The following is a 16743-nucleotide window of genomic DNA, read 5'->3' as shown; positions in this document are numbered from 1 at the left end:
ACCCGCCGATACCTATCCCTTGCTTCCACGAAAAGCTACCAGCTAAGGGCTGTAGCCAAAAGCTCAAAACCATTGTCTGAAGCCGCTAAAGCCCCGATGTCCAACTTAAGCCAGCGCATTATTTTTGGTCTGCTGGGGGCCGCGCTGCTGCTGGGCAGCGTGTGGCTGAGCGCCTGGACTTTTGCCCTGCTCTTTGCCCTGGTACAGGCGCGCATGCTCATCGAGTTTTACCGCATGATGCGCCAGGCGGGCTACAAGCCGGCCGCCATGCTGGGCGTGGCCATCAGCCTGCTGCTGTTTGCCAGCATAGCTGCCCTCACCGGTTTCCGGACGCTTACCAACGCGGCCGTACCGCTGCCCGTGGCCGACCTGGGCTACCTGCGCAACTCGGCCATTGGCCTGATTGTGCTACTGCCGGTGCTGCTGATTCTGCGCGAAATGTATTCCTGGCCCCGCCCCAACCAGCCCTTCGCACCGTTCTCCAATGTGGGCGTGGCATTGCTCGGTTTACTCTACGTGAGCCTGCCCATGAGCCTGCTCACGGTACTGGCCTTCAGCGGGCCGGGGGGCTACGACTACCGCCGCGTATTCGCGCTGCTGTTTCTAGTCTGGGCGTCCGATATCGGGGCCTACGCGGCCGGCAAAACCTTGGGCAAGCACAAGCTGGCCCCAAAAATCTCGCCCGGCAAAACCTGGGAGGGGGCCGTGGGCGGCTTCGTGTTTACGCTGCTGGTGGGCGCCGCCCTGGGCTGGTTGCTGCCCGAACTTTCGCTGGCCTACCGCCTGGTGGTGGCCGGCGTAGTGGCCGTATTCGGCCCGCTGGGCGATTTAGCCGAGTCGATGCTCAAGCGCAGCGTGGGCGTGAAGGATTCGGGCCGCATTATGCCTGGTCACGGCGGCCTGCTCGACCGGTTCGATGCCTTCCTGTTTATTCTGCCCGTGCTGGCCGTTTTGCAGCTTGTTTTTGGCTCGTAGTCAGGTCGTAAGCTGAGGCGAAAGCTTTGCTTTACTGACCACTGCTTCACTCCAAAGTAAAGGCCTACCTTTGCCTGCGAATTCCACCCGCGGCTCCGTTTTTTCGGGGCCGCTACCTTATTTCCCCCACCCAACCCCCACCCGTATGGCTGCTACCACGGTCTACAAGTACAAAGAGCCGGCGCCGCGCGTTGATGCCGAAAACCCCCTCGAATCGATGATGTCGCGCTTCAACGTGGCGGCCGAAATTCTCGGTCTCGACGAAGAAACGTACGAAGTGCTCAAGGCGGCCGACAAGCAGGTCATTGTGCACATTCCCGTTACGATGGACAACGGCAAGGTGCGCGTGTTCGAGGGTTACCGCGTTATCCACAACACCATTCTGGGGCCCAGCAAGGGTGGCATCCGCTACGACAAGAACGTGCACCTCGACGAGGTGAAGGCCCTGGCCGCCTGGATGACCTGGAAGTGTGCCGTGGTCGACATTCCGTACGGCGGGGCCAAAGGCGGTATCATCTGCGAGCCAACCAAAATGAGCGCCGGCGAAATTGAGCGCCTCACCCGCGGCTACACGCTGGCCATGAAGGACGTATTCGGTCCCGACCGCGACATTCCGGCCCCCGACATGGGCACGGGCCCGCGCGAGATGGCCTGGCTGATGGATGAGTTCTCGAAGACCGTGGGCGGCACCTCGCCGGCTGTGGTAACGGGCAAGCCCCTGGTGATGGGCGGCTCGCTGGGCCGCACCGAGGCCACTGGCCGCGGCGTGATGGTAGCCACGATGGCGGCCCTCAAAACGCTCGACCTCGACCCGCACAATGTGTCGGCAGCGGTGCAGGGCTTCGGCAACGTGGGCTCGTGGGCGGCCAAGCTGCTGAGCGAGAAGGGCGTAAAAATCAAAGGTCTTTCCGACGTGAGCGGCGCTTACTGGAACGATAACGGCATCGACATTGATGAGGCTATAGCCTACAAAAATGCCCATGCCGGCCGCCTCGACGGCTTCCAGGGCGCTACGATGCTCGAAAATGCCGACGACCTGCTCACGACCGACGTGGACGTGCTCGTACCAGCTGCCGTTGAAGACGTTATTACCGAGCACAACGCCCACAACATCAAGGCGAAGCTGATTGTGGAAGGCGCCAATGGCCCCACTTCCGCTTCCGCCGACCCCATCATCAATGAGAAGGGTATTATGGTGGTGCCCGACATTCTGGCCAACTCGGGCGGCGTTACAGTCTCCTACTTCGAATGGGTGCAGAACAAGCAGGGCTTCAAGTGGAGCGAAAAGATGGTAACCGACCGCGCCGACCGCATCATGAACGACGCCTTCGAGAAGGTGTACCAGACCAGCCGCAAGTACGACGTGCCCATGCGCATCGCCGCGTATGTGGTGGCCATCGATAAAGTCGCCCAGACCTACAAGTTCCGCGGCGGCTACTAAAACACCGCTTTGCTGCTGCTGCCGGCCAGGCGGCGCGGTTGCGCCAGCCGTTCCGGGCGCCCCGACGCAGCATTAGTCCGGCGCCCGTATATTTGTTTTCGGATAGCCCGAGCCGCTGGTTCGGGCTATCTTCGCGTAAACTGGTTGGCTTGAGGCCGCAATCCGTGGCTTCGCGCTACCATTTATTTGGGGTGAACCTCTGCAGCCCGACATCCTAACTGCCCGCTCAACGTTACCTCCAGGAGCCGCCCACATCTGCGACACCCCAACACCTGCATCATCAGTGATTTATGAAAATCCACAAGGAAGGACGACGGATTCTGTTTTTTACGCTGCTGGCGCTGCTGGCCGTGAACCTGCTGCTTTTCCGCTACAACGCTGATAATAGCGGCTTCAACAAAGTGTTTGCGGGCATCTCGGTTATCATGTTCCTGATTCTGCTGCAGTTTTTCCGCAGCCCGGCCCGTCGCCTCTTCACGCACGAAGACCTGATTATCGCTCCTGCCGACGGCAAGGTGGTGGTAATTGAGAACGTACAGGAGCCCGAGTACTTCGACGATATGCGCATGCAGATCAGCATTTTCATGTCGCCAATTAACGTGCACATCACCCGCAACCCCATTTCGGGCGTTGTGCGCTACTTCAAGTACCACCCTGGCAACTACCTGGTAGCCTGGCACCCTAAAAGCAGCACCAAAAACGAGCGCACCACGGTGGTCGTGGAGTCGGAAGCCGGCCCGCTGGTGCTGTTCCGCCAGATTGCCGGCGCCATGGCCCGCCGCATTGTATGGTACGTGAACGAAGGCGATGAGGTAAGCCAGGGCGAGGAGTTCGGCTTCATCAAGTTTGGCTCGCGGGTCGACATCTTCGTGCCCCTCGACACAGAAATAAAGGTGCAGATCGGCGAGAAGGTAAAAGGGGGCCAGACCGTCATTGCCCAGCTCAAAACCCCACCACCAAGCCTGTTTTAGCAGGCTGGATTTAACTGACTCTTTTGTTTGAATGGGGAAGCTTTTGAGCAAAAACGGCCTTGTCCATTATAGTATAAAACCAGTAGCGGTGGCTCCCAACCTGGGGATCACCGCTACTGGTTTAAAGAGGTTTTTTTGAAATTTATGGCTGGATAACTGCCTGAATGGCGGCGTCACCGAACGTGCTTTTCTGCCAGCCCCAGCCGGCTCTATAATTAAACGTGTGCCCATTTGATGGCGCGCAACCCAAGGATTGGCCATAAAACGTTATAAATTTCCCCTTACTACTAGGCCTATTCGTTGCTTGCACGCACAGATACTTAGCATCAGTATAAACCCATTCCATGGCCACAAAAAAGCCCTGACTGGGGGCCTTGATGTTGAAGCGGCGTACGTCTACCGTGTGCCAGCCGGGTTTGGTAGCGGCAGTTAGTACGGAAATCAGCAATATATCGGCGCCGGGCACACCCGTAAGGCTATCCGGCGCGTACAAGCGTACCCGAAAAGGCGCCTGGGTACCCTCCGAGCATTTTCCGCGTTCTTTCTTACGCACATAGAACCGAACTTCCTCGATGTAGCCTGCGGGCGGGGCATCAACCAAGTATGCTATCTGCCAGCCCGTATTCTTCTCTTCACTGAGTCCTGACTGGCCGTAGCTCCTTATCTCATCTACCTCCTCCGCACCCAATACCACCGGCGCAGCCCGCGTACCCCTTACCACCACCTCGTTCAGCGACACGGGCAGCGCGGCCAGCTGCAACGTAGCAGTAGCCCCGGCTGGTACCGGCACGCGCCGCCGTGCGTAGCCCAGCGCCGACACGCTCAGCGAATCGGTGGGCGCGAGGCTGGCGGGGAGCGGGAAGGAAAAGCGGCCCTCGTCGTCGGCCTGCACGCCGAGCTTTTGGGCCGGCAGCTCCAGCACGGCGAATGGCACGGCCGCTCCCCGCTCATCCTGCACGGTGCCGATGAGGGTGCGCTGCGCGTACAAGGGTTGGGCCGCGGCCACGAGCAGAGCGGCGGCGAGTAAAGCGTGTAACCTGAGAGGCATAGAAACGAAAAACCGGCTGGAGCCGTGAAGCTAGCCGGTTTTATCGTTTGTTGGGTTGATGCGGAATCAATCTTTTTTGGGCAGTTGATAGTGCAGCAGCACCGTCCCGTCGGGCCAGGTTTGGGTGCGCAGCATTTGCAACGTCTGCGGCTGCGCCTGATGGCGCCAGAGCGAAATGCCCGAACCCAGCACGCGGGGCACCACCAGCAGCATCAACTCATCGACCAAACCGGCCGTGAGCAACGGCGAAGCCAGCGTACTGCCCCCAATAAGCCAGATGGTACGGCCGGGCTGCTGACGCAATGCCCGCACGAAAGCTACCGGCTCCTCGGAAACGAATTGCACCGAAGCGTGGGCCTCCAGAGCCGGGGGCTGGCGGCTGAACACATAATTGGTGAACTGGGCATATGGCCAGGGTCCGGAATCGAGCACCTGCTCATAGGTGGCGCGGCCCAGCAGGGTGGTGTCGGCGCCGTTCAGAAATTCGGCGTAGCCATAATCAGTCAGGCCGGCTTTGGGCAACCACTCCACCGAGCCGTCGGGCGAGGCAATATAGCCATCGAGGCTGGTGGCGATGTAGAGTACAACTTTACGCATTCAGTTAAGGGTGGGATTTGGTTGTGGATGAGGAGCGGAAACAGGCAGCGGGCGGCGGCCGGCTGTGGGGAGCCGGCTTGGTAGTTGATACGGCGCCAGTAACTACCGGGTCGTAAAATTTTGGCAGTGTGGCGGCGCAAACAGCCACCCTGACTTCTACCGTTAGGCTAATTTCCATTTTTCAGCCGAGATTCGGTAGTTGCTTCCAAGATCATGCGGCGCTTGGCCGCGGCCGCGTGCATTATCTTTGCACCTGCACCATCCCGGTGCCCGGCCAGCAACCCGGCCTGTCACCTCTTACCTCCCGTCCCTTTCGCATGGCCGAAGAACTGTTGCTCGATATCACCCTTAGCAAGGCTGAACAATACCGCCAGCTCCTGCCCCAACTGGATGCGCTGACTACCGGCGAGCCCGATCTGGTGGCCAACCTGGCCAATACCGCCGCCGCGCTCCGGCAGGCCTTTGGTTTTTTCTGGGTCGGCTTCTACCTGGTAAAAGATGATGAGCTGGTGCTGGGCCCATTCCAGGGCCCTATTGCCTGTACCCGTATCGGGCGGGGCAAGGGCGTGTGCGGCAGCAGTTGGACGCAGGCGGCTACGCTGCTCGTGCCCGATGTGGAACAGTTCCCCGGCCACATTGCGTGTAGCTCCGATTCCAAGTCGGAAATCGTGGTTCCCATCCTCAAAAATGGCCAGGTCGTCGCCGTCCTCGACGTCGACAGCGACCAACTCAACGACTTCGACGCCACCGACCAGCAGGCCCTGGAGCAACTCATGCAGCTGGCCGCCGGCTGGTTCTAAGGTGAATGAGGGCGGCAGGGGCTTCTACACCGGTCGGGTTTGGGCAGAGGCTGAGCGGCTTGCTTCGCACCGTTCGCCCTGACAGAACAGTTTACTTATTCTCCAAAGCACTCATTCGCTGCTTTGTTGCTGGAAATCCAGCACGCCCCAACCTTCGGCCACGCTGAAAGAGCCGCACAACAGCTAGGAGCAACTGCGCGGGACCTTAGTAGCATTCAGGTCTTTCTGTACGGCAGCATCTGGCGCGTTGTCAACGAAAGCCTTGAAGGCGGCCATAACAGTGCGGGGCTGGCAGTAATAGCCGGCCGGACTTGGCTGGGGCGGACCGGCGTGCCCGAAACAGGTATACATGTTCGCCAATAGCGTTTGTCGGCGAAAATAACCAGCCTCACCATGCCTTACGCTGCTGGCTACCGCGCCCTACCGGTGGCCGATCCGGGACTGGATCTGACGTTTCCTTTGAACGTTTTCTACCCCACTGCCACGCCCGGCCAGCCCACCTCAGTGGGCCTGTACCAGCTTGTGGTGGCCGTGGCAGCCCCAGTGGCGGCCGGGCCGTGGCCGGTGGTACTGCTCTCGCACGGTACCGGCAGCTCGGGGCTGGTTCACCGCAACCTAGCCCTCTTCCTAGCCCGGCAGGGCTATGTGGTGGGCATGCCCGAGCACCCGCACAACAACCGCGACGACAACGCCTGGGCCAATACCCGCCAGAACCTAGTCGCCCGGCCGCACCACCTGCAACTTGCGCTGGAGGTTCTACTGGCCAATGCGGCACTAGCCCCAGCCCTCCGTTCCCAAGCGGTGGCACTCATCGGCCACTCACTAGGGGCTTATACGTCGCTGGCCCTAGCCGGCGGGCAGCCCTGGAGCCGTCCCGTAGACAGCCCCGACGGAGTGACACATGCTATTCCGGTGCCGGCCGCCAATGCCCAGGTGCGTGCGCTGATACTGCTAGCCCCGGCCGTGCCGTGGTTTGCCCCGGCCGGGGCGCTGGCCAACGTCCGGCTGCCCATTCTGCTGGTGGTGAGCGGGCAGGACGAATTCCTACCCCCGGCCCACGCCGAAATTATCCGCCGCGGCGTGCCCGACCCCGACCAATTGGATTTCCGGCTTATCGAAAACGCAGGTCACTATTCTTTTCTGAGCCCGTTCCCGCCTGCCCGCGTGAGCCCGGCGTTTCCACCGTCCCAAGATCCGCCCGGCTTCGACCGGGTCCGTTTCCACGAGGTGCTATACGAGGAGGTACTAGCGTTTCTGCGGCGAACAGTAGGATAGGCGACGTTGGGACACTGGCGGCAGTTAGCGTGTACATAGATGGCGGCCTCCTGCAGCTATTCGGTACTCTTACAGCCACCAAGGAAAAGGTGCCCATGTTTCAGCTTTCCAACGATTGCCAACCAGCGCGGTAAGCTAAATAATGCCTACACGTATATTAAAGCCGCGCGGCAGGAAGCGTCTTTCTATAAGGCCCGGCAGCGGCAGCTCTCAATCAGCCACGTCTCGTTGCTGATTGAGAGCTGAAAAATCACCATCATCGAGCACCAGCGCAAGTAGTTGCGGGTATACGCGCTGCTGGTGACGCTGCTGGTGACGCTGCTAGTCGTGGCCGTTATCGGGTTTGCCGCCCTAGCCAACACCACTTAGACCAAACTTCATTTCCGCCTGACGCAAGAGTTGCTTATTGAAGCACACCGGACCGCCTACCGGCGCAATGAAACCCTTTCGGCGGTACTCCGCCGCTACCTGGAAGCCTACACCGCTTCACGGCTCTTAAAAGCCGAATAACTGAAAAAGCCGGGTTCCCGCCCGGCCTTAGTACCTTAGTGTATAGTGTTAAATACGCTTTCCTCTGTTCCTCTACGGGCAGAGCCTTTCACCCTCACCTTGGACGCCCTGACTCTGAGCCTAGAAAACGACGCCCAAACGCCCACTTTGACCGCTGCTTTTATCAAAAGTCAGTACCTGCTAATCGGAAAGAACTACCGGCTGGCAGATGATCTCACCCTACAACCTATTTCCCTTTCCCGGCAACCAGGTTCTGGCACCTTTCGGTATGGTTTCACGGTGTATGCTGACGAGCAGGAAATTGGCACGTTGCGCACCGACCCAAAAGGGGTTTGTGCGGAAGAGGCCGGACTAATTAGCTTCACCTTCGCTAACTGGCTGTTCTACACTCGCACGGGCTGGTATCATTACTACCTGCTGCTCCGGGATACGCTGGGGCTTCAACTCCGGTGCATTTCCTACTGTGAAATAGCCCTGGACTTCAATGTAGAACTGCTAAAACTGGTTGATGGTGTCTTTCATGACAGCAGCCTTGCAAAGCGCCGTGACGAAGCTCCGCGTTATCGGGCGGTACTTCCGCAACTCACAGCGAAGACCAGCGGCTACGGTGGTTATGAGTTTGGAAAGCCCGCCCGTGGCCCCCGTGGTAACGGTAAGCAGGTTGTCGGTTACGATAAGACGCAGGAAATAGAGAAAAACGGCAAGCACTACATTACTGAGTGGCACCGCCTAAATGGTCTCAATACTGCCTGTACCGTGGAGCGGTGGGAGGTGAGGCTAGCTAACCACTGGCTACGGCTTTTTAACGTGATGCCTGAGGATTTGTCGTCACCGGAAAAGCTGGTTACCATCTATGCCCACGCTATGCGGGACGTGCTTTCCTTCCGTGACCTGGAACAGCCCCAGCGCGACAAGCACCGTAACCTTCAATACGCTACGGTGTGCCTGCTTAACGTGGACGACCTGACGCCCCAGGATTTGCAAAAAGTGGTGCGCGGCGTTCAGCAGGACCAGCGGAAACTAAAGAAGCGCGGAGCACTACGTGAAGCAGTCCACACCTGGATTGAAACGGGGTCGGAAACTACTGCCGCCTACGTCCGGGAGTTTATTCAGCAGCCCCCGCCAAAAGGCACCACATGGCCGCACTTGATTGAGGCGTATGCGTTGGATTACAAGGGCTACCCATACACCGGTGTTGCCCAGCGTACGAAAGCCGTAAGCCACCTGTATGTACCAATGGGTGGTGAGTGTGGACGCGTAGGGACCTCAGTAGTTAACAAAATAGGTTTACCCTACGCACAGTAAAGGCTAATTGCCAAATTTTCTAGCAAAACAGTATCAGCATTGGGAAGTATGGGTTATGCTGCAATACCTTCACGGCAAACTCATACTTACTATGCAAAAACGTACTACTCTGTTCGCTCACTTGGTTTGCCTATCATTAACAGCTCTCACGTTGGCCTTCACCGCCTGCGGAGACAAAAAAGACGACCCGGAAACTCCAAAAAAAGAGGTTGCAGTATCATTTAAGGCATTTAGCTTGACTGCCCGAAATAACCGTAGCGTTAACGTGGGTGGTTACATGACTGTTAAGGAAACCCCTAAGGGAGCGACGACGACCACCGAAGATAGGCAGTTCAGCAGCGGGGTGAACGTTTCAGAACAGGGGTGGTATCCTGCCGAATCCATTGGACGTCCAGGAGATAAAATATCGGTAACTGTTGGCTGCTCAAATGTGAAAAGTAGCAACAGCAACCGCTTGGAAGATGCTTCCACAATCGAAGCCTCAATAGAGGTAGATGGGCAGGAGGTAAAAAAGGTGCTTCTGAATAACAAAACAGCTTTTAGTGCTGACGGGCAGCTATCCGCCACTATTGACTTTACTCTGTAAGCTTTAGCCGGATGAGAAACGCTTTCTACCTGTTCATATTTCTGATAGTTATTGTAGGCTCCATTAACCGCCTGTTCAATGGCCCGGCCGTAGTCAAAACGTCTTCGAATTCGGAATGCGCGACAGTAAAATCCACCAGCCCATATCAGGCTGACATGGATTTTTGTTTATCAGATTTTGGCTCTGAGGATGCATGGCAAAGCAAAATCAGTGAATTCGTGCGTCAACGCGAATTTTCGAACCATGATCTACCTGACCACTACACAGTAAGCGTAGTGTACTATGGTGAGCGGAAAGGAGGAAGTAATTCCTCAGGCGTGGGAACGAGTAGCGTAACGGAGAAGTCCTATACAACTGCTGAACCGAGCGAATATGAGTACGTGGAAAACGCTCCGGCTACAATTGAAACGGAAGAACCCAAAACCCTGAAAGCAGAAGCTTCGGCACCAATAGCGGCGTCTGGTGTTGAGGAATCCAACGACGATAACGAAATCGTTCGGAGCAAATACGTCCCAAACTTATTCGGCGAATTTGGCGAGACGACCGCCTTTCAAGGCAAAGTGGGCAAATTGTCGGCCAACTACACCCTGGTGCTACATGAAGACCAACGCATTGATGGTACCTATTCATATCCAGGGCGTAAACAGCTGTACACGCTGAAAGGCCGCATGGATGAGGGCGACGGTTCTATCATGCTAACCGAGTACACCGATGGCAAAGCAACGGCCACCTGTGAGCTAGTAGCAGAAGGCAATTGCTACGTGGGCCAGATGAAAAACACCGGTGGTGGTCGCGCATTCACTATGAACATGTGTGCCCAGGAATAGTAAAAAGCAATTCCGTATCACGACGAGGGGCTTAACGGCCCCTCTTTTTATTAGCACCACCTAAGCCCGCAGGCGCTTTACGTAGGCGTTAACGTCGGCTTCGAGTACCGAGTAGCTAGGCCGTAGCGTAGTGCCACGGTTGGCATTGACGGCGGGCAGTACGCCGAGCTTAATATATTCCCGTATAGTTTTTTCCGACTTATGCAGGCGCTTCGCTGTTTCCCGTATGGTCAGCAGGTTAGCGGCGGCTTTGGCAGATGAGGTAGCAGCAGCAGCGGTTGATTCCAAAGCAGCAGCCACGGCCCGGTTGATGATATTTTCTAGTTGAGCAGGAGAGAGAACAACGACTTCCACGGGTAAAACAGGTCAGGAGGTGAGTAATACTAAGGTAAGGTCTGGGGGTAGCTATTGTTACCCATGTTCCAGACTGACTCACCTCAACAGGCTTCATTCCCTGGAAGTCACCTGACGCACCCTCGCGCATGGTCCCAGTGGAAATGCCAGGAAATAACCCGATTTGCTACCCCTTAGTCTGGCTAACTGTGTAGTAACTGTGTAAACCAAAAACGAAAAACCCGGAAGCTGCTCATTGTGAGCAACTTCCGGGTTTTGTAGGTAGCGGGGACTGGACTCGAACCAGTGACCTTTGGGTTATGAGCCCAACGAGCTACCAACTGCTCCACCCCGCACTGTTTGGTAATACAAATGTAGCAGGGTTTTTTAAGAATGCGTTACTTCAAAGCCGAAATAGCGCGCCGGAAGCTCATTCCGATTGAGTATCAGGGACAAAAAAGTTTGACTAGGTAGCCTATAAACTCGATCACGTGTAGGATTTGGGGATAAGACGCACTGTGGGGGAGAATCTGCGTACTATCGAATTAGCACTTTTTCCCTATTCATTCCAAATCAAATCCTAATGAATGCATCCGCGCACCCTTATCGGCGGTTACTGGCGCCGCTGCTATTGGCCGGCCTGGGCCTGGCTTCCTGCAACACCAACCAAAACACCGAAACTGCCGTTACCGACCCTGGCACGATGGACACCACGATGCCCGCTACTGACGGGGGCGCGATGGCCAACGTAAAGCCCACCGGTCCCGCACCCGACTGGGCCCCGAATATTGCCCCGGAGATGCTGGCCGTTATCGAGAAGCTCGACAGCCTCAGCGGTCCGACCCCGCCCCATAAGCTTACGCCGGCTGAGGTACGAAAGGCGCCTTCCTTCAAGGAAGCCATGATGGCCGTGATGCAGAAATATAACATTCCGGCTCCCTACGCCAACGTAGATACCATGAGCAAAATGGTATCGCCAGGCCTGAAGGTTCGGATTTACACGCCCCAGGGCGCAACGGGGCCATTGCCGGTTATCGTGTATTACCATGGCGGCGGCTGGGTTATTGCCAACCTCGACACCTACGATGCCTCGCAACGAGCACTGGCGGCTAAAACCAACGCTATTCTGGTGGGTGTAGCCTACCGGCAGGGTCCGGAGAACAAGTTTCCGGCCGCCCACGACGATTCGTTTGCCGCTTACCAATGGGTGCTGAAAAACGCCGCCTCCTTCAACGGTGACCCTGCGCGGGTAGCCGTGGCCGGGGAAAGCGCCGGGGGTGGCTTGGCCGCTGCTGTCAGCATTATGGCCCGCGACAAAGGCATACAGGCGCCCAAACATCAGGTGCTGGTGTACCCCATTGCCGGCTACGACATGAACACGCCGTCGTATCAGCAGCACACCAAATCGAAGCCTCTTTACAAAGACTTTATGGGCTGGTTCTTCACCAATTACCTGCGCAGCCCCGCCGATGGCAAGAACCCGATGATTGACCTGGTAAACGCGCCTAACCTGAAAAACCTGCCGCCCGCTACCGTTATCGGGGCCGAAATTGACCCGCTGATGAGCGAGGGTAAAACGTATGCCGATAAGCTCCAAGCTGCCGGCGTACCCGTTACCTACAAGCTCTACCCTAACGTAACGCACGAGTTCTTCGGCATGGGCGCCGTGGTTCCGCAAGCTGAAGAAGCCGAAAATCTGGCGGCCAACGAATTGAAGAACGCGTTGAAATAGCACCTAGGGTAAAGGCCTATTATGGCAAACGGAGCAAAGTAGTTTTTTCTGCCCGTAGCCCGACTCTCTAAGAGTAAAAAGCCCCCAACGTATGCACGTTGGGGGCTTTTTGTCTGCCAGCAGATTGGCTTGCATACAGGATAGTTTTCTTCGCTCTGCCCACCACGCGGCGGCATTTTCCAACTCAAAACCGGCTCGTGATGCCGAAGTGGATTTTGCCGGAACTCAACCCGAAGCGCTGCTGCTGGCTGCGGCCCAGGGCGTACACGAACTGGAACTGGCCGGCCCCAGTGCGGAAGCTCAGGCCCGCGCCCAGGCCGGTGGGCGTGTCGCGCGGATAAGGGTCGTTGGGCAGGGCGCGGCGCAGATACGCTTGGTCGGCAAACACGAACAGATAGGTATCGGGACCAGTGAATTGGCGGAACTCGGCCGTGCCTACTGCATACTGGCTGGCATAGAAATTTAACTCGTTGAAACCGCGCAGGGTAGCCAGCCCGCCCAGTCGAAACAGGTCGTTGAGGAAGAGCCGGTCGTTGAGTAGCGCCTCGCCCCGCACCCGCGTAAGTAGCACCCCGGCCCGCCCCAGGCGGAAATAGCGCTCGGCCCGCAGGCCTAGGCTCGCTTGGCGGGTGCGCAGGGCCAGGCCTTCATATAGCGCGGGCTTCACGTCGGAGTTGAGGCTGAGGCGCTTGGTACCAATAGCCGCCTGCCCGCTCAGTAGCAGCCCTCTTTTGGGGAAATACGGGTCATCCAGCGTGTTCCAGGTGTAGTCGAGGCCATAGGAGCCAAAGCGCGAGTCGATATTGTCGGGCAGGCGGGCGGCTTGCTGCAGAGTCGAGTCTTGGTTGAGCAGGCGGGAGTTGCGCTGCTCGAAGAATACGGCCAGCCGACCCGCCCGGGCCGTGGGATAAGCCACCTGCAGGCGTGGCCGGGTCGTCAGAAACAATTCGGCTTGCTTGAGCAGATTGAACGAAGCACTGACTTCGAGCGGAGTCCCGAAAAAGGTGGGGTGTAAGTACTGGGCATCGAGTAGCTGGGAGGTGGCATCGAGCTTGCGCCACTGCACGCCCAACCCCTTGCCGCCCCCCCCGATGTTGCGCAGGTTTAGTGTCACGTCGCCGGTTATCTGTACTTTCTTCTGCCCCAGACCTGGGTTGGGATTGGGCAACACCCCCACAATGGCGTCGAATTGGTTGGCCGTCCGGTCGTCGAGCAGAAAATATACCCGTGCCCGGCCCCGGGAGAAGCGTACTTCGGGCGCGGCTTTCACCTGCAGATAAGGAAGCTGGCGCAACCGACGGTCGGCCTCCAGCAGACGCTGCTGGCTGAACGGCTCGCCAGGCTCTATCTGCAGGTACCGGCTCAGGAAGCGGACCTTGGTTTTGGTCTGGCCGATAATCCGAATGGAGTCAAACACGATAGCCGGTCCCCGGCGCAACACCACCCGGCCCTCGATATCGGCTCCATGCAGGGCCATCGAATCGAGACCCACAGTGGCAAAAGGATAGCCCTGATTTTCGGCCTCACGGAGCACATTTTCCTGGAATTTCACCCACTCCTGCGGCCGTAGTGGCTGTTGCTGGTAGAGTTTTTCGCGGAAGCCTGCCCGCACCAGCAGGGCGTCGCCGAGGTTGCCGTTGCGCAGTCGGGCCCAGCGGAACTGCTCGCCCACATACAGGCGGACACGCAATGTGTCGGCCGGGCCCCAGCGCAACTCATCGGCCGAGGCGGTGAGGTAAGCATCGGCCTGCAGGGCCAGCACCAGCGTGCGCACCTCGCGCAAGGCCGCCAGCGAATCAGGCAGCTGCCGACGGTAGCGGTAAGACCGCAATAGGGCTCTGTCGGCGGCTTCAGTTTCGAAGCGCAGCACGATGGGCCGCACCGGGCGGGGTAGAACCGGCATGGCCTTCCGAACCGAATCGGGCGGCGAGGACACGGCGGGCACGGCCGCAACCGGCGGGGCAGCCGGGTTCAGCGGCGTGCTGCCCTGAGCGGCTACCCAACCGGCGGCACTCAGCAGTAACCACCAGAAAACAAGGATGCGGGCGTACATTTGTAGCAGTGCAACGCGAATTGCCGCGTTTAATTTCCCGAAGATACTTTTTGGTCTGCGGAACGTGTAAGGCACCATCAGCGTCAAGCGGCTGAACAGCCCCGCACAGCTCATGCACGAATCGGGGCGCACGTTTAACCAGTCCCTTTACTACCTCTTATAGCACCCCGCTGCCCCCTTCGCTTTGTCCGGCATCTACCTTCACATCCCTTTCTGCAAGCAAGCCTGTCACTACTGCGACTTCCACTTCAGTACCAGCATGAGCCTGAAGAGTCGGTTGGTAGATGCGCTGGTAGCTGAAATGGACCTGCGGGCTGACTACTTGGAGCCGGGCACTACCATAGAAACTATTTATTTCGGCGGCGGCACTCCCTCGTTGCTTACTTCATCCGAGTTGGACCAATTGCTTACGGCCATTACCAACCGATTTTCGGTAGCCGCTAGTGCAGAAATCACGCTCGAAGCCAACCCCGACGACCTCACCCCCGCCAAAGTGCGCGAACTGGCGGCTTCCCCAGTCAATCGGCTCAGCATTGGGCTGCAAAGCTTTCACGAGCCGCACCTGCGCTTCATGAACCGGGCGCACTCTGCTCAGGAGTCGGGCGAAGCCATACGACGGGTTCAGGACGCAGGATTCGAGAACATTTCGGTAGATCTAATCTACGGCGTACCCGCACCTGACCACGGCATCTGGGAGGCCGACATGGCGGCGGTGTTTGCGCTCCAGGTACCGCACCTCTCCTGTTACGCCCTCACCATCGAACCCGACACAGTATTTGGCCGCCAATTGCGCAAAGGGAAGTTTTTGGCTCCGCCCGATGAGTTCGTAGCCCGGCAGTTTGAACTGCTGTTGGCCGAAATGGCCCACCACGGCTACGAGCAGTATGAAATCAGCAACTTCTGCCGGCCCGGCCGGGAGTCGCGCCACAACTCGGCTTATTGGGCCGGGGTACCTTATCTGGGCTTAGGCCCCAGCGCCCATTCCTTTAATGGCCCCAGCCGTCACGCCACGCTGGCTAACAACCCGCGCTACGTAACTGCTGTGCTCGAAGAGGCCACCGTACCGGCCACCGTGGAGGTGCTCAGTACGCTGGATCAAGCCAACGAGTACCTAATGACCAGTCTGCGCACGGCCCGCGGTTGCGACCTGGGTCACCTACGCGAGCAGCTGGGCATCAACTTGGCGGCTGCCCACGCCCCCTACTTGGACCAACTCCAAAGCACCGGTCTGGCCACGCTGGAAGCTGGCTGGCTACGCCTGACCGATACCGGCAAGCTCTTAGCCGACCATATCACGCTGGCGCTGTTTCAGGAAGCCTAAAACCCACGATAACCTGCTGCTATACGTTGGACTGCCCAGATATTTCGGATGGCCCTTGGCTTCGCTTTGCGTCTTTTGTTATTTCTTTGAAAAGAATAGCCGGCGACGATGCGCGGTTACTTTCTTCCGCCAACCCAATAAAGATGAAACGACTGATTGATGCGCTGGCCGACGACACTGATTTTTTCATTGAACAAGTGCACCTGACGGCCATCGTTTTCGATAACTCCGATGACGTAACCATCTGGGCAACGACTGATTTCGACGGCGACGCGCACTTCTTCCACCTCGGCTTGCCCTTCCAGCAACTCGACTTGCTTCTGCGCCTAGCTGGCCCCCGTTCTTCGGCGCTACAGGAAGACGTTGCCGAAGCACTGGCTACCGTAATAGAGTGGCCTTGTCTGCTTGAATACACATCGGAAGCCAGCGCTCCTATTGCACTGCCCAACGTGGCGCTGAAGCTTTCCTGCACTTATCCAGCCGACGACTTGTTCGGGGAAGATGAGGATGAGCAACCTTTCGACATAAGTGTAGAAGCAGACGAGGAGGAATCCGCCGAGTTTGAATCCGGCCAACCCCACAACATCTTCTACTTGGAGGACGTGTTCTTACGAGTGGCGTAGAATACCTTTCGCCCGATGATATGGTAGAGGTAGTCTCGGGGCCGCAACAACAGTAGTATCCATCACCACAAAGCCAAGAAAGCCCGTTTCCCTCACTGAGGAAACGGGCTTTCTTGGCTTTATACAGAGCCTGGTATAAAGCGCGCGGCATAGAGCGCGCAGCCCGCCTGGCAAGGCGCTAGAGCCGGCTATAAACGCGAGCTGCCCCGCGCATCCCGCCCGGTAAGGCATAGGACGCTGCGGGGCAGCAAGCTTGATAAGGTTGGCGGCGACCGACTCTCCCACCGATGAAGGCAGTACCATAGGCGCTCCGGGGCTTAACGACTCTGTTCGGAATGGGAAGAGG

The 16743-nt window shown here is 57.9% G+C and carries 15 protein-coding genes and 1 tRNA gene; 11 read left to right on the top strand and 5 right to left on the bottom strand.

The genetic code is table 11. The features are described from left to right. Positions 1–96 precede the first annotated feature (96 nt). The 3 genes from BLW21_RS11525 (at position 97) to BLW21_RS11515 (ending at position 3387) form a co-directional block, all read left to right on the top strand. Positions 97–975 (top strand): phosphatidate cytidylyltransferase, encoded by an 879-nt coding sequence (locus BLW21_RS11525; protein WP_092740151.1) that lies wholly within the window; start codon positions 97–99, stop codon positions 973–975. Between the two features lie 145 nt (positions 976–1120). Beyond that, positions 1121–2416: a Glu/Leu/Phe/Val family dehydrogenase gene (locus BLW21_RS11520; protein WP_092740149.1), complete on the top strand. Its 1296-nt coding sequence runs from the start codon at positions 1121–1123 to the stop codon at positions 2414–2416. 290 nt (positions 2417–2706) lie between these two features. After that, positions 2707–3387 carry a phosphatidylserine decarboxylase family protein gene (locus BLW21_RS11515; RefSeq protein ID WP_092740148.1) on the top strand — a complete coding sequence of 227 codons (681 nt, stop codon included), beginning with the start codon at positions 2707–2709 and terminating at the stop codon, positions 3385–3387. A gap of 142 nt (positions 3388–3529) precedes the next feature. Here the strand turns inward: BLW21_RS11515 and BLW21_RS11510 are convergent, their stop codons facing one another. Further along, positions 3530–4435, bottom strand: coding sequence for a carboxypeptidase-like regulatory domain-containing protein (locus tag BLW21_RS11510; RefSeq protein WP_092740146.1), 906 nt, complete (start codon positions 4433–4435; stop codon positions 3530–3532). A 66-nt stretch (positions 4436–4501) separates the two neighbouring features. Further along, positions 4502–5032, bottom strand: a complete 531-nt coding sequence (locus BLW21_RS11505) for a dihydrofolate reductase family protein (RefSeq protein ID WP_092740144.1) — start codon at positions 5030–5032, stop codon at positions 4502–4504. Between the two features lie 317 nt (positions 5033–5349). Here BLW21_RS11505 and BLW21_RS11500 point away from each other — a divergent pair, with 317 nt between their 5' ends. The 5 genes from BLW21_RS11500 (at position 5350) to BLW21_RS11480 (ending at position 10335) form a co-directional block, all read left to right on the top strand. Beyond that, positions 5350–5832 carry a GAF domain-containing protein gene (locus BLW21_RS11500; RefSeq protein WP_092740142.1) on the top strand — a complete coding sequence of 161 codons (483 nt, stop codon included), beginning with the start codon at positions 5350–5352 and terminating at the stop codon, positions 5830–5832. Positions 5833–6225: 393 nt separating this feature from the next. Continuing rightward, on the top strand, positions 6226–7107 hold the full coding sequence (locus tag BLW21_RS11495) for an alpha/beta hydrolase family protein (protein ID WP_092740141.1): 882 nt from the start codon (positions 6226–6228) through the stop codon (positions 7105–7107). Positions 7108–7716: 609 nt separating this feature from the next. Further along, positions 7717–8922 (top strand): hypothetical protein, encoded by a 1206-nt coding sequence (locus BLW21_RS11490; RefSeq protein WP_092740139.1) that lies wholly within the window; start codon positions 7717–7719, stop codon positions 8920–8922. 91 nt (positions 8923–9013) lie between these two features. Further along, a complete protein-coding gene (locus BLW21_RS11485; protein ID WP_139255187.1) occupies positions 9014–9508 on the top strand; it encodes a hypothetical protein in 495 nt (164 codons plus the stop codon). An 11-nt stretch (positions 9509–9519) separates the two neighbouring features. Beyond that, positions 9520–10335 (top strand): hypothetical protein, encoded by an 816-nt coding sequence (locus tag BLW21_RS11480; protein WP_092740136.1) that lies wholly within the window; start codon positions 9520–9522, stop codon positions 10333–10335. 60 nt (positions 10336–10395) lie between these two features. On the opposite strand, the gene BLW21_RS11475 is transcribed toward BLW21_RS11480, so the two are convergent. Continuing rightward, a complete protein-coding gene (locus BLW21_RS11475) occupies positions 10396–10689 on the bottom strand; it encodes a helix-turn-helix domain-containing protein (protein WP_139255186.1) in 294 nt (97 codons plus the stop codon). A gap of 262 nt (positions 10690–10951) precedes the next feature. Beyond that, positions 10952–11024, bottom strand: a tRNA-Met gene (locus BLW21_RS11470). A gap of 227 nt (positions 11025–11251) precedes the next feature. Between BLW21_RS11470 and BLW21_RS11465 the strand changes: the two genes are divergently transcribed. Next, positions 11252–12400, top strand: coding sequence for an alpha/beta hydrolase (locus BLW21_RS11465; RefSeq protein WP_092740134.1), 1149 nt, complete (start codon positions 11252–11254; stop codon positions 12398–12400). 184 nt (positions 12401–12584) lie between these two features. Here BLW21_RS11465 and BLW21_RS11460 read toward each other — a convergent pair whose 3' ends face one another. Beyond that, complete coding sequence (locus BLW21_RS11460) at positions 12585–14453, bottom strand: BamA/TamA family outer membrane protein (protein ID WP_175470942.1); 1869 nt, start codon at positions 14451–14453, stop codon at positions 12585–12587. 184 nt (positions 14454–14637) lie between these two features. Here BLW21_RS11460 and hemW point away from each other — a divergent pair, with 184 nt between their 5' ends. Together hemW and BLW21_RS11450 are read left to right on the top strand one after the other, a co-directional pair. Next, positions 14638–15774, top strand: a complete 1137-nt coding sequence (gene hemW / locus BLW21_RS11455; protein WP_092740131.1) for a radical SAM family heme chaperone HemW — start codon at positions 14638–14640, stop codon at positions 15772–15774. 143 nt (positions 15775–15917) lie between these two features. After that, on the top strand, positions 15918–16397 hold the full coding sequence (locus BLW21_RS11450) for a hypothetical protein (protein ID WP_092740129.1): 480 nt from the start codon (positions 15918–15920) through the stop codon (positions 16395–16397). Positions 16398–16743: the final 346 nt, after the last annotated feature.

Source organism: Hymenobacter psychrophilus (genome assembly GCF_900107135.1).
GTDB classification, from domain to species: domain Bacteria; phylum Bacteroidota; class Bacteroidia; order Cytophagales; family Hymenobacteraceae; genus Hymenobacter; species Hymenobacter psychrophilus.
This window is presented reverse-complemented; position numbering and strand designations above follow the sequence as displayed.

Coding starts and splice junctions, on each gene's coding strand:
- BLW21_RS11450 (WP_092740129.1), top strand. CDS start 15,918: ATGAAACGACTGATTGATGCGCTGGCCGACGACACTGATTTTTTCATT.
- BLW21_RS11520 (WP_092740149.1), top strand. CDS start 1,121: ATGGCTGCTACCACGGTCTACAAGTACAAAGAGCCGGCGCCGCGCGTT.
- BLW21_RS11525 (WP_092740151.1), top strand. CDS start 97: ATGTCCAACTTAAGCCAGCGCATTATTTTTGGTCTGCTGGGGGCCGCG.
- BLW21_RS11480 (WP_092740136.1), top strand. CDS start 9,520: ATGAGAAACGCTTTCTACCTGTTCATATTTCTGATAGTTATTGTAGGC.
- BLW21_RS11465 (WP_092740134.1), top strand. CDS start 11,252: ATGAATGCATCCGCGCACCCTTATCGGCGGTTACTGGCGCCGCTGCTA.
- BLW21_RS11495 (WP_092740141.1), top strand. CDS start 6,226: ATGCCTTACGCTGCTGGCTACCGCGCCCTACCGGTGGCCGATCCGGGA.
- BLW21_RS11485 (WP_139255187.1), top strand. CDS start 9,014: ATGCAAAAACGTACTACTCTGTTCGCTCACTTGGTTTGCCTATCATTA.
- BLW21_RS11510 (WP_092740146.1), bottom strand. CDS start 4,435: ATGCCTCTCAGGTTACACGCTTTACTCGCCGCCGCTCTGCTCGTGGCC.
- BLW21_RS11515 (WP_092740148.1), top strand. CDS start 2,707: ATGAAAATCCACAAGGAAGGACGACGGATTCTGTTTTTTACGCTGCTG.
- BLW21_RS11505 (WP_092740144.1), bottom strand. CDS start 5,032: ATGCGTAAAGTTGTACTCTACATCGCCACCAGCCTCGATGGCTATATT.
- BLW21_RS11460 (WP_175470942.1), bottom strand. CDS start 14,453: ATGTACGCCCGCATCCTTGTTTTCTGGTGGTTACTGCTGAGTGCCGCC.
- BLW21_RS11500 (WP_092740142.1), top strand. CDS start 5,350: ATGGCCGAAGAACTGTTGCTCGATATCACCCTTAGCAAGGCTGAACAA.